This is a genomic window from Streptomyces sp. AP-93, from assembly GCF_022808175.1.
GTDB lineage: Bacteria > Actinomycetota > Actinomycetes > Streptomycetales > Streptomycetaceae > Streptomyces.
In genome coordinates this window covers 87,583-101,525 of record NZ_JALGBX010000012.1, presented here as the reverse complement: position 1 = coordinate 101,525, position 13,943 = coordinate 87,583, and the positions used below count along the sequence as shown (strand labels likewise).

The 13,943-nt window shown below is 71.7% G+C and carries 15 protein-coding genes and 2 pseudogenes; 5 read left to right on the top strand and 12 right to left on the bottom strand.

Annotated elements, in window-relative coordinates:
• Positions 1-27 precede the first annotated feature (27 nt).
• On the bottom strand, positions 28-1,014 hold the full coding sequence (locus MTF69_RS20950) for an LLM class flavin-dependent oxidoreductase (protein WP_243336472.1): 987 nt from the start codon (positions 1,012-1,014) through the stop codon (positions 28-30).
• A gap of 178 nt (positions 1,015-1,192) precedes the next feature.
• Complete coding sequence (locus tag MTF69_RS20945) at positions 1,193-1,387, bottom strand: hypothetical protein (protein WP_243336471.1); 195 nt, start codon at positions 1,385-1,387, stop codon at positions 1,193-1,195.
• Positions 1,388-1,685: 298 nt separating this feature from the next.
• Here MTF69_RS20945 and MTF69_RS20940 point away from each other — a divergent pair, with 298 nt between their 5' ends.
• Positions 1,686-2,702: a helix-turn-helix transcriptional regulator gene (locus tag MTF69_RS20940; RefSeq protein WP_243336470.1), complete on the top strand. Its 1,017-nt coding sequence runs from the start codon at positions 1,686-1,688 to the stop codon at positions 2,700-2,702.
• 88 nt (positions 2,703-2,790) lie between these two features.
• Here the strand turns inward: MTF69_RS20940 and MTF69_RS20935 are convergent, their stop codons facing one another.
• Both MTF69_RS20935 and MTF69_RS20930 read right to left on the bottom strand, forming a co-directional pair.
• The gene (locus MTF69_RS20935; protein WP_243336469.1) at positions 2,791-2,964 is read right to left on the bottom strand and encodes a hypothetical protein; all 174 of its coding nucleotides are present in this window, start codon (positions 2,962-2,964) and stop codon (positions 2,791-2,793) included.
• A 158-nt stretch (positions 2,965-3,122) separates the two neighbouring features.
• The gene (locus tag MTF69_RS20930) at positions 3,123-3,704 is read right to left on the bottom strand and encodes a TetR/AcrR family transcriptional regulator (RefSeq protein ID WP_243336468.1); all 582 of its coding nucleotides are present in this window, start codon (positions 3,702-3,704) and stop codon (positions 3,123-3,125) included.
• Positions 3,705-3,795: 91 nt separating this feature from the next.
• Here MTF69_RS20930 and MTF69_RS20925 point away from each other — a divergent pair, with 91 nt between their 5' ends.
• Both MTF69_RS20925 and MTF69_RS20920 read left to right on the top strand, forming a co-directional pair.
• The gene (locus tag MTF69_RS20925; RefSeq protein ID WP_243336467.1) at positions 3,796-4,242 is read left to right on the top strand and encodes a DUF1772 domain-containing protein; all 447 of its coding nucleotides are present in this window, start codon (positions 3,796-3,798) and stop codon (positions 4,240-4,242) included.
• Between the two features lie 62 nt (positions 4,243-4,304).
• Positions 4,305-4,742 carry a DUF4267 domain-containing protein gene (locus MTF69_RS20920; protein ID WP_243336466.1) on the top strand — a complete coding sequence of 146 codons (438 nt, stop codon included), beginning with the start codon at positions 4,305-4,307 and terminating at the stop codon, positions 4,740-4,742.
• A gap of 72 nt (positions 4,743-4,814) precedes the next feature.
• On the opposite strand, the pseudogene MTF69_RS43765 reads toward MTF69_RS20920, so the two are convergent.
• The 8 genes and pseudogenes from MTF69_RS43765 to MTF69_RS20885 form a co-directional block, all read right to left on the bottom strand.
• A pseudogene (locus MTF69_RS43765) lies at positions 4,815-4,877 on the bottom strand (TetR/AcrR family transcriptional regulator); the annotation flags it as partial.
• A 42-nt stretch (positions 4,878-4,919) separates the two neighbouring features.
• Positions 4,920-5,281 (bottom strand): annotated as a pseudogene (locus MTF69_RS20915) (alpha/beta fold hydrolase); the annotation flags it as partial.
• 9 nt (positions 5,282-5,290) lie between these two features.
• The gene (locus tag MTF69_RS20910) at positions 5,291-6,076 is read right to left on the bottom strand and encodes an ABC transporter permease (protein WP_243336465.1); all 786 of its coding nucleotides are present in this window, start codon (positions 6,074-6,076) and stop codon (positions 5,291-5,293) included.
• Positions 6,073-7,101 (bottom strand): ATP-binding cassette domain-containing protein, encoded by a 1,029-nt coding sequence (locus MTF69_RS20905; RefSeq protein ID WP_374323467.1) that lies wholly within the window; start codon positions 7,099-7,101, stop codon positions 6,073-6,075. The genes MTF69_RS20910 and MTF69_RS20905 overlap by 4 nt, the downstream gene beginning before the upstream one ends.
• Positions 7,102-7,159: 58 nt before the next feature.
• Positions 7,160-8,011: a DUF4097 family beta strand repeat-containing protein gene (locus MTF69_RS20900; RefSeq protein ID WP_243336464.1), complete on the bottom strand. Its 852-nt coding sequence runs from the start codon at positions 8,009-8,011 to the stop codon at positions 7,160-7,162.
• Positions 8,012-8,104: 93 nt separating this feature from the next.
• Positions 8,105-8,632: a toxin-antitoxin system HicB family antitoxin gene (locus MTF69_RS20895; protein ID WP_243336463.1), complete on the bottom strand. Its 528-nt coding sequence runs from the start codon at positions 8,630-8,632 to the stop codon at positions 8,105-8,107.
• 278 nt (positions 8,633-8,910) lie between these two features.
• On the bottom strand, positions 8,911-9,543 hold the full coding sequence (locus tag MTF69_RS20890; protein ID WP_374323506.1) for a LuxR C-terminal-related transcriptional regulator: 633 nt from the start codon (positions 9,541-9,543) through the stop codon (positions 8,911-8,913).
• Positions 9,544-9,718: 175 nt separating this feature from the next.
• On the bottom strand, positions 9,719-11,005 hold the full coding sequence (locus tag MTF69_RS20885; protein ID WP_243336461.1) for a sensor domain-containing protein: 1,287 nt from the start codon (positions 11,003-11,005) through the stop codon (positions 9,719-9,721).
• A 171-nt stretch (positions 11,006-11,176) separates the two neighbouring features.
• Here MTF69_RS20885 and MTF69_RS20880 point away from each other — a divergent pair, with 171 nt between their 5' ends.
• Together MTF69_RS20880 and MTF69_RS20875 are read left to right on the top strand one after the other, a co-directional pair.
• On the top strand, positions 11,177-11,692 hold the full coding sequence (locus tag MTF69_RS20880) for a DedA family protein (protein WP_243336460.1): 516 nt from the start codon (positions 11,177-11,179) through the stop codon (positions 11,690-11,692).
• A gap of 343 nt (positions 11,693-12,035) precedes the next feature.
• Entirely contained in the window at positions 12,036-13,895 is a 1,860-nt protein-coding gene (locus tag MTF69_RS20875) for an AfsR/SARP family transcriptional regulator (protein ID WP_243336459.1), read from the top strand.
• The last annotated feature ends 48 nt before the right edge of the window (positions 13,896-13,943 follow it).

Here is a 13,943-nt window from a genome sequence, read left to right as displayed (position 1 = left end):
CGGGCACGGGGCCCGGGCCGCCTCGGGTCAGGAGGCCAGTCCGAGGACCGTGAGCAGCGTGCGCAGTTCACGGCTCGCGACCTGGGCGCCGTACAACTGGGCCACGCCCGTGACGTTGAGGACGATCTCGTCGACGCCCGCCTCGCGGAAGGCCTCCAGTTTCGCGAGGAGTTCGGCGGGCTCCCCGTAGAGGAAGGCGTCGCCGGCGACCAGCGCCGCGCCCCGCGCCCTCTCGTCGTCGGCCTGCGAACCGGTGGCGGCGGGGAGTTCGACACCGCCGCGCCGGAGCATGTCCTGGTAGTGCGGTGCCTTCAGGTGGTGCCGGTTGGAGGCGAGGGCGAGGCTTACGGGGTCCCGGTCGGGCGCCGCCAGGGCGATCGGCACCATGGCCACCACCTTGGGCGCCGGCCGGTCCGCGCTCTCGGCGCTCTTGTGCACCTCGGGCACGATCGTGTCGGCCAGGTAGCGGGCCGGGGTGAGCCAGCAGATCGCCGCGTCGGCCACCTCGCCGGCCACTCTCGCCATGCCGGGGCGCAGGACACCGAGCCCGATCTCGACGGGCGGTCCGGGCACCGGCGGGAGCAGCGCCTCCTGGTGCAGGTACTCCCCGTCCAGGAGCGTGTCCGTACCCTCGAGGGCGGCGCGTACGGCGGTCAGGTACTCCCGGGCGGCGGTGAGCGGGCTCCGGTACGGGGCTCCGAGCAGGGCCCTCTGCACCGCGGGGGCTCCCGGCCCGTAGCCGGCGAGGACCGGCGAGCCGGTCACCAGCGCCAGCGAACGGGCTTGGAGGGCGGCCTCCGTGGGGTGGCGCAGCGGCATCAGGGTCACTCCGAGCCCGACGGGGACCCGGAATCCGGCGCCGGCGGCGTGGGCGAAGGCCTGGTGGGTCTCGGTGACCAGGCTCTGTCCCTGCCAGAGGCGTTCGGCCCCGGTCCAGTGGACGAGCCCGGCGAAGGGCAGGAGCTGCTCGGGGCGGCTCGGAACGAAGGGGACGAGCACCGAGTAGGCGGTCATCGGACTTTCTCTCCTTTGTGCTCGAGGGCCGGGAGTTCGTTTCCCGTGAGCCGGATGATTGAAGATCATGAATTCTGAGGACCGGATACCGCGAGGAACGCGAGGGCCTCTCCACCGCGAATTCCAGGAGGAAGATCATTTGATGATCTTTTCCGGAAGGTCCCGGTGGCCGGGTGCGCTAGTCCCAGTTGTAGGTCTCCCGGCCCGGGATGATCACGCAGACCGCGGGGACCGGGAGACCCGCCGGAATCGGCAGGCAGACCTGGGCGGGAGGGGAGGGAACCGGGACCGGGGTGTCGGCGTGCGCGGTGCCGGCACCCGCCAGACCGATAAGAGCGGCGGCGGCGAGAGTGACGCTGAGGCGCTTCATCATGGTGGTTCCCCCTCGTGTGCGGTCCGACCCGGACCCGATGTTTCCTGCTGTCCGGTTCCGGTGGCCTCCGGTGTTTTCCCCGGCGGCTCCTTGTGACCACAACTCTGCCGTTCGAGAACCTTTCGTTCGAGGGCTGTCGCGCGCAGCTTGCTGCGTTGTCCGAGGACACTTACTGCACCGGCCCGGCGCCGGCCCCGTGGGGAACCCGAAAGCGGAATGGATCATTGCCGTAGCCTCAACCCGGGGTAACAGGTAGATCTAGGCCATCTAGTGACAGGCCGACGTGTTGGGGGAATCCATGGCGGAACCGGATCTGGCGTTTCTCGACATCGATCCGGAGGACGAGCGCTTCTACCGCGTCCTGCTCAGGAGCGGCGGCGCCGGGCCCGAACAGTTGGTGCGCCATGCCGATCTGGACGAAGAGGCGGTGCAGGTCCTCCAGCAGCGGGCGATCGGTCTCGGCCTCGCCGCGATGACCGACGGGCTGCTGCGCCCGGCCAGTCCGGCCAAGGCGGTGCAGCAACTGATCGACGCCCGGCTGACCCGGATCCGGCAGGAGCTGGAGAGCAAGGCCGCGGCGGACGCGATCGTGGCCTCGCTGCTCGCGGAGCGGGACGTCGCGACCACCTCCGACGCGATCGCGGGCGCCGACCGGCCGCCCATGGAGCGGCTGGTGGGCATCGAGCAGGTACGGGCCGCCATCGACGAGCTGACGTTCTTCAGCCGGTCGGAGGGCATGACCACCTGGCCCTCGGGGGTGATGCGGCCCGAGATCATCGAGACCTCCCGGCCGGCCGACGCCCGCATCCTGCGGCGCGGCATCCGGATGCGCAGCCTGTTCGGGGCGGCCGCGCTGGACGATCCGGCCACGATGGCGTACCTGCGGGAGCTGGTCGGCAAGGGGGCGGAGGTACGGGTGTCCCGCCTCGACCTGGAGCGCATCCTCATCTTCGACCGGGCGGCGGCGCTGACGCCGATCGACCCCTCCGACAGCAAGCGCGGAGCGCTGCTGACCCGTGAACCGGGCCTGGTGACCACGCTGGTGTCGCTCTTCGACCGGATGTGGGGCCAGGCGCAGGAAATACCGGCGGCGGCGGACGAGGAGGGGCCGGCGGCGGAGGGCGAGCGCCCGACCGAACTGGAGCGCCGGATCCTGGAGTCGCTGTGCACGGCCGACAAGGACGAGAACGGGGCGCGGGACGTGGGGATCTCGGTGCGGACGTACCGCAAGTACGTGGCGACGCTGATGCACCGGCTCGACGCGTCGAACCGGTTCCATGCGGCGCTGCTCGCGCGGGAGCGCGGCTGGATCTGAGCGGGGCGGCCTCGGCGGCCGCCCGGTAAGCACGGAGTCCGCGTCGGAGGTGCTCCCCCTTCGCGGACTCCCGGTAAGACGGCCACGGCTACGCGCGGGACCGCTGCAGCGCGCGGGCGCAGGAGAGCACGCCGACGGCGAGCACACCCATGACCACGTATCGCGCGGTGCCGTCGAACAGCACGGTGGACGAGGCCAGGAGGGCGATCAGCACACCGGTCGTGACGGCGAGCGGGTTCTTCTGGGTCTGGGTCTGGGCCATGGTGGTGGCTCCTTCGGAAGCGGGGATGGCCATTCCACTCTGACAGCGGGTCCCGTCCGCCCGGCCCCGTTACGGGTGCAGCTTCCGGCATCCCGGCTCGCAGCATGCTGCGAGCCGGCCACGGGAAAGCACCCTCACGGCGCGGTCGCCGCGCGCGGTCACTGCACCATGGCGAGCCGGTCCACCAGCAGCTCCACCCTGCGCTCGGCGTCCTGCGGCGGGAGCCGTCGCGCCCGGGTCAAGGTGGCCAGCCCGTGCAGGGCCGCCCAGAACGTCTCGGTGAACAGTCCCGGGTGGACGCCGTCCCCGGCGACCTCTCCGAGGCCGTCCTGCAGGGCGGCGAAGCCGTCCTTCAGAGGTTGCGGGGTGTCCTCGTCCGCGAAGGCCAGGCCGCCGTCGAGCTGGAACATGGCGTCGTAGACCGCCGGGTTGCGTGCGGCGAAGTCGAGGTAGGCGCGGGCGAGGGCGGCGACCCGGGCGCGGGGGCCGTCCGCGGCGGAGGTCGCGGCCCGCAGCGCCGCGGCCATCTCGGTGGCGCCTTCGAGGGCGACGGCGCCGATGATCTCGCGTTTGCCACGGAAGTGGCTGTAGAGGACGGGCTGGCTGTACTCGATGCGCTCGGCGAGCCGGCGGGTGGTGACCGCGTCCCAGCCCTGCTGCTCGGCGAGTTCGCGGGCCGTCGCCACGATGAGGCGTTCGCGCTCCGCCCGTTCGCGCTGCTTGCGTTCCTGTACCGACATAATTGGATCCTAGCACCGCTAGACAACCGAGCGGCAGTAGTACTAGCGTTGCCTCATCACCTAGCAACGCTAGATACCGAGAGGGTCAATCATGCTCAACGCACTCGAGGTCATCACCACCGTGATCGTCGGCGTGATGGTGGGGGTGGAGTTCGCCGTCGCCTTCGTCATGAACCGGATCCTCGACGCCCTCCCGGAGGACAGCGGCCAACTCGGCAAGGCCCACGGGGGCCGGATGCTCGGCGCCGTGATGCCGGTCTGGTACATCACCTCGCTGATCCTCGTCGCGGTCTGGGCCGTCGCCGGATGGGACCACCACGGCACCGGCCTCGTCGTCACCGCCGGCGCGCTGCTGCTCCTCAGCGTGGTCATGTCGCTCCTGCTGCTCGTCCCGATCAACAACCGGAACAAGACGTGGACCCCCGAGAACCGGCCCGCCGACTGGAAGGAGCAGCTCAACCGCTGGGAGCGCTTCCACTACGCCCGCGTCGCCGTCATCATCGGCGCCTTCACCCTGCTCGTCGCCGCCCTCGCCTGAGCCTGCGGTCCCGACCGCCCTCGTACCGCAATCCGTCTGCCAGCGAACTGGGGAGCACCATCATGACGAGGCATCGCCTGACCACCCTGCTGTGCCTGATCGCCGGGGCCGCACCGTTGTTCTTCGGCCTGAACTTCCTGCTCAATCCCGGCGGCGCCGCCAGTGGCTACGGCATCGACCCCTGGCCGACGGGCAACGCGGACGGCTACTTCATCGTCAAGGGCGTGCGCGACATCGCCACGGCGGCCGTCACGTTCCTCCTGCTCGGCCTCGGCCGGCGGCGCATCCTCGGCTGGTCCGTACTGATCAACGCGGTCATACCGGTGGGCGACGCGCTGGCGGTGGTCACACACGGCGGCACCCTGACAACGGCGCTGACCGTGCACATCTCGGCAGCCTCCTTCCTCGTGCTGACCGCCGCCCTCCTGCTGACGGAGCAGCCGCACTCCGCGGGACCCGCCGCTACCGCCGCCCCGTCCCGTAGCTACGTCACTCGATGACCTGCGCCGCCCAGCGGTGAGGCCGCCGCCGGTTTCGAGGGAGACGAAGCCGTGGGCGGTGGCGCGCAGACAGCGGGCCGCGTGGACGGCCGCGGAGTCCTCCAGGCCGTAGGCGCGCAGGGTGGCGAACAGGATGGTGATCAGCCGTTCCCCGGCTTCGGCCGTCCGAGCTTCGGGGTGGGGCTGTGCAGCAGGGCCGCGTACTGGTGGGGGTGGCGCAGGGCGTAGCTGCGCCGCCGCGATGGTGGCGGCGCCGCCCGCGAAGGAGTGGCCGACGATGACGGCCGGTCCGCCGAGGTGCCGGATCAGGGCGAGCAGGTCGCCCGCCACGTCGGTGCGGGTGTACGAGGCCCAGCCGGTGCTCGATGCCCCGTGTCCGCGCAGGTCGGTGGCGGCGACGCGGTACCCGGCGGCGACGAGGAGGAGCGCCGTCTGGGGGTAGGCCGCGCGGTTGTCGCCCATGCCTGGGCGAGCACGATCAGGGGACCCTCGCCCGTGACCTCGTACGCGAGCCGTCCGCCTTCGGTGTTCAGAAACACCCCACGCCGTCACTTCGGGTCACTGTTGAACTTCGCGGCCGACCAGAAGTAGCCGAGGACCGCGAGGCCCAGGCACCAGGCGACCGCGATCCAGCCGTTGTTGCCGATCTCGCTGCCCAGCAGCAGCCCGCGCAGGGTTTCGATGGCCGGGGTGAAGGGCTGGTACTGGGCGATGGGCTGGAACCAGCCCGGCATCCCCTCGACCGGAACGAAAGCACTCGACAGCAGCGGCAGCAGGATCATCGGCAGCGCATTGTTGCTGGCAGCCTCCGCGTTCGGGCTGATCAGCCCCATGCCGACCGCGATCCAGGTGAACGCCAGCGCGAACAACACGAGCAGCCCGAACGCCGCCAGCCACTCCAGGGCCGTCGCGTCCGTGGACCGGAACCCGATGGCCACCCCGACAGCGCCCACCAGCACCACACTCGCGATCGACTGCAGCACGCTGCCGATGACGTGCCCGATGAGCACCGACCCGCGGTGGATCGCCATCGTCCGGAAACGGGCGATGATGCCCTCGGTCATGTCATTGGAGACCGACACCGCCGTACCGATCGTGGTCGAGCCGATCGTCATCAACAGCAGGCCCGGCACAAGGTAGGCGATGTAGTCGGAACGACTGCCGCCACCGATGCCCGCACTCATCACATCACCGAAGATGTAGACGAAGAGCAGCAGGAGCATGATCGGTGTGAGCAGCAGGTTCAAGGTGAGGGACGGGTAGCGCCGGGCGTGCAGGAGGTTGCGGCGCAGCATCGTCGACGAATCACGGACCGCGAGGGACAGGGAACTCATCGGACGTTCTCCTTCGACTGGGCGGGAAGGGTGGCGAGGGTGGACTTGCCGGTGCGGGGGTCGGTGCCGGTCAGGGCGAAGAACACGTCATCGAGATCAGGGGTGTGGACGGTCAGTTCGTCCGCCTCGACGCCGGCGGAGTCCAGCCGGTCGAGGATGGAACGCAGCGCGCGCTGGCTGCCGTCGCTGGGAATCTGCAACGCCAGCGCCTCGTCATCCCGGGCACCCTCGCCCAGCGCGATGACCGCCGACCGGTAGGCCGCCGGGTCAGCGAACCGCAGGCGCACATGCCCACCCGGGATCAGCCGCTTCAACTCCTCGGCACTGCCCTCCGCGGCGATCCTGCCGTCGTTCAGCACCGCGATCCGGTCCGCGAGCTCGTCCGCCTCCTCCAGATACTGGGTGGTCAGGAAGACCGTCACACCGCCGGAGACCAGCTCACGGATGATCTGCCACATGTTGTGCCGCGAACGGGGATCCAGACCGGTCGTCGGCTCGTCGAGAAAGATGATCCGCGGATCACCGACCAGCGTCATCGCAATGTCGAGGCGGCGCTTCATACCGCCCGAGTAAGTCGAAGCAGGCTTCTTCGCCGCCTCCACCAGGTCGAACCGCTCCAGCAGTTCGGCAGTGACCCGCCGCCCCTCCCCCTTCGACAGGTGATGCAGATCCGCCATGAGAAGCATGTTCTCCTCACCAGTGATCAGCCCATCGACGGCGGAGAACTGCCCCGTCACACCGATCGCCGCCCGCACGCCGCCCGGGGAGGCCGCGATGTCGTGGCCCGCGACCTGGGCCTGACCGCCGTCGGCGGTGATGAGCGTGGACAGGATCTTCACGACGGTGGTCTTGCCGGCGCCGTTGGGGCCGAGCAGTGCGAACACGGAACCGGCCGGGATGCTCAGGTCGATGCCGTCGAGAACGGTCTTGTCGCCGTAGGACTTGCGCAGACCGACGGTGGAGACGGCTGCCGGAGACGGGTGACCGACTCCTCGATGTGATGTGGGCATGACAGAAGAAGGCATGAGGCCCTCCATTCGAAGGCTGAAGTGACGGGGAGGGAGAGTCGGGAGGAAGGGACGGTCAGGCCCCGGCGGCGATGGCGCGACGGATGTCGATGTTTCCGTACTTCGTCCGGGCGCGGACCTTGACGGTGTCCGCGCTCGCCTCCGGGCTCCCGGACGCGGTGAGCGTGTTGCGCACCTGGCCCGAGCCCGAGCTGACGTCGAGCCAGGCGGCCGTTCCCTCGCGGACGCCGACCTCGATGGCCCCGTAGGAGGTCTCCAACTCCACGGTGCCGCGGGCGACTTCACCCACCCGCAGGGTGCCGTGGGCGGTCTTGGCGGTGACCGAGTCCTCGGCGCGCCGGATCTCGATGTCACCGTTGGCACCACTCACCCGCAGCTCGCCGATGGCGGCGCCGACGGTCGTGGTGCCGTGCGAGTTCTTCAGGACGGCGGGGCCGTCGACGAATCCGAGGCGCACGCTGCCGGAGCTGGTGGTGATCTCGGCCGCGCCCTCGGCCCGGTCCACGGTGATCGAGCCGTGCGACGCGGTCAGCTTGAGCGGGCCGGTCGTGTCGAGGCGGACGTCGCCGGACGAGGTCTTCACCCGGACCTCGCCGAGCCGGCCCTCGCCGAGCACCTGGGTCCAGGAGCCGGTGGTGTCGACGTGTGAGCCCGTGGGCAGTTCCACCGTCACGTCGACGATGCCGGGGCGGCCGAACGGATTGGACTTGGGCGTCCTGACGGTCAGCACACCGCTGCGGTACGCGACCTCGGTCTGCTCGGCCGCCCGTACGTCCTTGTCCCGCTTCGGGTCCCGGGGCTGCACCGCGACGACGGTGTCGAGGCGGTCGCCCGCGGTGAACTGGATGGAGCCGGCCTCCACGTGTGCGGTGACCGAGATCGCTTCGGAGGTGTCGAAAGAAGGCATGACTGTCCCGTCCTCTTGGGTCTTCCGGGCGTCCCCGCTGGTGGGACGTGGTGTGGGCGAACTGATGCGGTGCGGATGGGGAGCCGGGCGGGGCTAACGCACCCAGCCGGTGAAGCTCTGCCCCACGCTCTGGGACTTCTCCGTCGTACGCGGCCTGGCGCCGCCGTCGACCGCGGCCGACACGGCGCGCACCAGCCAGGCGTTCACCGACAGCCCCTCGCGGCTCGCGGCCTCCTCGGCTCGTGCCTTGAGGTGGGCCGGCAGCCGCAGGTTGACGCGGGCGGTGCCGCCCTCGTCGCCTTCGGCGGACGCATGCGGCGCGAGCGGTTCGGCGTACGCCGCGGCGGCCGGTTCCGCCGCGGGGGCGCGGCCCTCGGCCGCCGCCGGTGTCACCACGAACTCGGGGTCGAGCCCTCGCAGTCGTACGTCGACCGAGCCGGGGGCGAGTTCGAGGGTGATCTCGTCCATCGCGGCGGAGAGCACATTGAGCAGGGTCAGCCGGGTGGCCGACTCCAGGGGAGCGGTGAGCCTCTCGGCCAGCTTGCGGGCTTCGTCGCCGCCGGCCTCGGCGGCGACGGCGAGCTCCTGGCGGAGGGTGGTGACGTAGGGCGTGAGGTCCATGACGCCTAGCATGGCACAGGGATGGCGCCATGTCGAGCCAATCTGGCACCACGCGAGGGACCTGGGTGGATCACCTTTGCAAAACTCCAGGTCAGAGCACATATTCTTGCGGCGCCACAGTGTGTCGGAGCGTGTCGGAGTGACGAAAGACCGCCGGTGGTGGACCTCATGGCGCCAGTGGCGCACGCATGGCGCCAACCTTGAGCCACATTGACGCAGCGCACCCGCGCACCCCGGACCCGGGCCGCACCCCCGGACCCGGGCCGCGCGGACGGGCCTCAGCCGCGCAGGTAGGCCAGGACGGCCAGGACCCTGCGGTGGGTGTCGCCGGCCGGGGGGAGGTCGAGCTTCGCGAGGATGTTGCCGATGTGCTTGCCGACGGCCGCTTCGGAGACCACGAGTTCGGCGGCGATCGCCGTGTTGGACTTGCCTTCGGCGACCAGGCCGAGGACCTCGCGCTCGCGCGCGGAGAGGCGCTCGAGGGGATCACGGCGGCGGCGCAGCAGGTGGCGCACGACCTCGGGGTCGACGACGGTGCCGCCGTCCGCGACCCGGCGCAGGGCGTCGGCGAACTCGGCGACCTGGCCGACGCGGTCCTTGAGGAGGTAGCCGATGCCCGAACCGTCACCGGTGTCGAGGAGGTCGGCGGCGTAGCTGCGCTGCACGTACTGGCTCAGCACCAGGATCGGCAGGGTCGGCTGTTCACCGCGCAGCCAGACGGCGGCCCGCAGGCCCTCGTCGCTGAGGCCGGGCGGCATCCGCACGTCGGTGACGACGATGTCGGGCCGGTGCTCGGCGACGGCCGCCTTCAGGGCCTCGGCGTCGCCGACCGCGGCGACGACCTCGTGCCCGAACCGGCCCAGCAGCCCGATCAGGCCCTCGCGGAGCAGAACGCTGTCCTCGGCCAGCACCACGCGCAGTGCTCGGTCGTCGTGCACGAAATCTCCCTGCTAGGCCGACGGGAAGGCTCGGTCCGGGCCGACAGTCTCGCAGGTCGCGAAGGCCCGCGGCGTACGGAGGCCCTGAGCGGCTCCCGGCAGTCCACGGCCGGACGTCGTCAGGCAGGCGGGAGTGTGACGGCAGGCCCTATGCCGGCGCTTCCCCGGCCCAGGGGATCTCGACGCGCAGCAGGGTGGGGCCGCCCGAAGGGCTGGACAGGGCGAGGCGGCCGTGGAGGACGGAGACGCGGTCGGCGAGGCCGAGCAGGCCGGTGCCCGCGTCGGCCCGGGCGCCGCCCCGGCCGTCGTCCTGGATCTCCATGACCAGCAGGTCGCCGCGGTGCCCGCCGCTGACCCGGGCGCGGGTGGCCCCGCTGTGCTTGGCGACGTTGGCGAGCGCTTCGCACACCACGAAGTACGCGGCCGCCTCCACGGCCTCGGCCGGCCGCTCGGGCAGTTCCACGTCGACGTCCACGGGGATCACCGACCGGTCGGCGGCGTCGTTGACCGCGGCCTCCAGTCCGTGGTCGGCCAGGACCTGCGGGTGGATCCCGTGGATCAGTTCGCGCAGCTCCGCCAGGACCTGGCCCGCCTGCTCGTGGGCCTTGGCGACGAGGTCGGCGCCCGGGCCGGGCGGGACGTCGAGCTTGGCGAGGCCGAGCGTCATGCTCAGCGCGACGAGGCGCTGCTGGGCCCCGTCGTGCAGATCGCGTTCGATGCGTCGGCGCTCCGCTTCGAAGGCGTCCACGAGGCGGACCCGGGAGCGGGTCAGCTCCACGATCTCCGCGCCGAGTTCGGCTTCCTTCGGGGCGATCAGCAGCCGGGTCAGTGCGCCGCGGGCGCCGGCCAGTACGCCCACCCCGTAGCCGCAGGCGACGGCCGCCAGGAGTCCCGCCAGGGAGAAGGCGGCCGCCTGCGGGTAGGAGGTGACCGACCAGACCTTCAGGACGTGGTACTCCGTGCCGCGGCCGACCGTGGCAAGAAGCAACGGCGACAGGATCATGCCAAGTGGCACGGTCACCGCGAGCGCGACCGCGAGCAGTTCCAGCGGCCACAGGACCACCGAGAACACCAGGGCGTACGCCAGCTCCCGCCAAGTGGCCTGCTCCCGGAACCGGGTGGCGGTCCAGGCCCACACCCCGCGGCGGCCCGGCGCCCGGTGCGGATCGGGCGCGGGCTCCTCGTCGACCAGCCGCAGCCGCCGGCGCTCCACCGCCGCCAGCGGCACCCCGACGAGCACGAAGCCCGCCAGCACCGGCAGCCCCACCAGGACGACGGCGAGGACGCCGCCGACCACCACGAGGACGGCCATCGTGACCAGCGCCGCGGCGCCGACGGGCGCGCTGCTGAGCAGATAGGCGGCCGACCGCCAGGGCCAGGGCGACAGCAGGTAGCCGGGCTGGGGCAGGGCCTGCCACACGTTGCGAGAGCGCATGGCCTCACCGTAGAAGACGTTTCCGTCACCGCACCATCCGTCCCGGCCGCCCTCCGGGGGTAGGGCAGGCCCTACCCCCGGAAGTCGGTCCTGTGCTCCTGTGCGGCCTTCGCGCCGCTGGTTGGCTTGGGGCCTGGCCGGACGAACCGGCGGACGAGGCCGGGAGAGACGATGACCACATGGTTTGCCGATCACGCCCTGGTACTGGGGAGTTGGGGCGTGCTGGCCATGGTGCTGTTGCTGCCCGCCCTGGAGGCGGCGATCCCGCTGATCGGGATGCTGATGCCCGGTCAGACCGCGGTGGTGGCGGGCGGGATGCTCGCCTACCACCAGCAGGTTCCGCTGTCCGCGACCATGGTCGCCGCTCTGGTCGGGGCGGTCCTCGGCAACACGGCCGGCTATCTGGCCGGACGGCGCTGGGAACACCGGTTGCTGGACCGGATGCCCCGCCGGCTGCTGAAGCCCCGGCACACCGCCAAGGCGCTCGCACTGGTCGAACGCCACGGCGGCCGGGCCATTCTCATCGGCCGCTTCACCGCCGGACTGCGCACCCTGGTGCCCACGCTGTGCGGAATCTCCGGCATCCCGCTGCGCCGCTACCTCCTGTGGTCGGTGCTGAGCTGCGCGCTGTGGGCCCCCACCTTCGTGCTGATCGGCTTCGCGATCGGCGGCGGCGGACCCCTGTAATTCCGGCCGCTCCCCCACTCGATCCGGCGGCGAGACGGCAGCGAGACAGCAGCGGGACGGCGGTGAGCCCGCGGTGAGACGGCAGTGGGCCGGCCGGCGGCAGGGGCGCTCACGCGGGCAGTCACCTTGCCCCTTCATCGGCCGTCGTACCGGCGTTCGCCGGATGTGGCAGCCTCCTGCCACCGCATCGTCCTGACAGTCCCGATGACCGAGATCCCACTTGACCTGGGCAAAGAATGGTCAGGCCGGGGAGGCCCGGTGACCATCACGCGGTCAGGGGGAAAGTGTGGACTTCCAGATTCTCGGTCCGGTCGAGGCCAGGCGCGGTCAGGAGCGCGTCGGCTTGTCGGGTACCAAAGTGCAGACCGTGCTCGCGGCGCTGCTGCTGGCCCGCGGCCGGGTCGTCTCCGACAGCCGGCTGATCGCCCTGCTGTGGGGGTGGGATCCACCCGCGACGATGCACGCGCAGATCTACACGTACGTCTCCCGGCTGCGAAAGCTCCTGGGCCCCGACGTCGAGCTGGTCCGCCGCCAGCCCGGCTACCTGCTGGACCTGGGCGGCGCGCGGGTGGACGCCGTGGAGTTCGAGCGGCTCGGCCGTACGGGCCGCGAGGCGCTGCGGGACGGCCGCCACGAGCAGGCCGCCGACCTGCTGCGCGACGCACTGGAGCTGTGGCAGGGGCCCGCGCTGGCGAACGTCACCACGCACCTGGCCGAGGCCGAGCTGCCGCAGCTGGAGGAGGCCCGGGCCGCGGTGCTGGAGCACCGGATCGAGGCGGACCTCGAACTGGGCCGCCACCGGCAGCTGGCCGCCGAACTGACCGGCCTGGTATCGGAGTTCCCGCTGCGCGAGCGGCTGCGCGCCCAGCTGATGACGGCGCTGTACCGGTGCGGCCGGCAGGCCGACGCCCTGCGCGCCTACCACCAGGGCCGCAGCGTGCTGGCGGACGAACTGGGCGTGGATCCGGGGGCCATACTGACCTCCACCTACCACGCGGTGCTCAACAGCGAGCTGGACCAGGTACGGGTACCGGCCCAGGCCGTGCGCACCGCCCGTCCGGACGTGCCCGCGATGCTGCCGCCGGACGTCGCGGACTTCAGCGGCCGCACGGGGCAGCTCGCCGATCTCTGCTCCCGCCTCGGCGCGGCCGGGGCCGAGGGGCGCTCCGCGTTCCAGCCGCGCCGACTGCTGCTGACCGGCATGGCCGGCGTGGGCAAGACCGCGCTCGCCGTGCGCGCCGCGCACGCCTGCCGGGAGTCCTTCCCCGACGGGCAGCTGTACGCGGAGCTGAGCCACCCGGACGGTTCGCCGAAGGACCCGGCCAAGATCCTCCTCCAGCTGCTGCGCGCCCTCGGGGAGCCGTCGGCGGTCGCGGGCGGTCCCGGCAGCGACGACATGGACGAACTGGCCAGCCGCTACCGGGCCCGTACGGCCGGCAAGCGGCTGCTGGTGCTGCTCGACAACGCGGCCAGCGACCTCCAGCTCGTACCGCTGCTGCCGACCGGCCCCGAGGCCGCCGTACTGGTGACCGGCCGCAGCTCGCTCGCCGCCGTCAACGGCAGCCACACCATGACGGTCGTGCCCATGGACGAGGCCGACTCGCTGGGCGTGCTCGCCGCCGTCGCCGGACACGAGCGGATTTCGGCCGAACCGGCCGCCGCCCGGGAGCTGGCCTCCCACTGCGCCGGACTGCCGCTCGCCCTGCGCATCGTGGGCGCCCGGCTGGTCGCGCGGCCGCACTGGCCCGCCGCCCGGCTCGCGCACCGGCTGGCGAATCCGGCGACCCGGCTGCACGAACTGCGCTTCGGCGACCTCGATGTGCGGCGGGACCTGGCGGCCTGCGTGTGGCGGCTCGGCGAGATCAGCCGGGCCCTGCTCCCCGAGCTGTCCGTGCTCGGCGCGCACTCCTTCCCCGCGCTCTCCGCGGCCGCTGTGATCGACGTACCGGAGCGGCTCACCGAGGAGGTGCTGGAGGAGCTGGTGGACGTCTCGCTGATGGACATGGCGGGCATCGACACCTGCGGCCGGCCCCGCTACCGCTTCCACCCGCTGGTCCAGCTGTTCGCCGCCTCGATGACCGGGACGCACGGCGCTGCGCCCACCCCCCACGACCCGGTGCCCGTGCCGGTTCCGGGCCCCGTCCGGGCCCGGCTGACGGGTCCGCGCGGTGCCCGCTACCAGCAGCGCGACCTCGCCGGGTAGGGCAGGGCATACCCCAAGACTCCGTGCGGACCCCCTGTGCGGAACCCT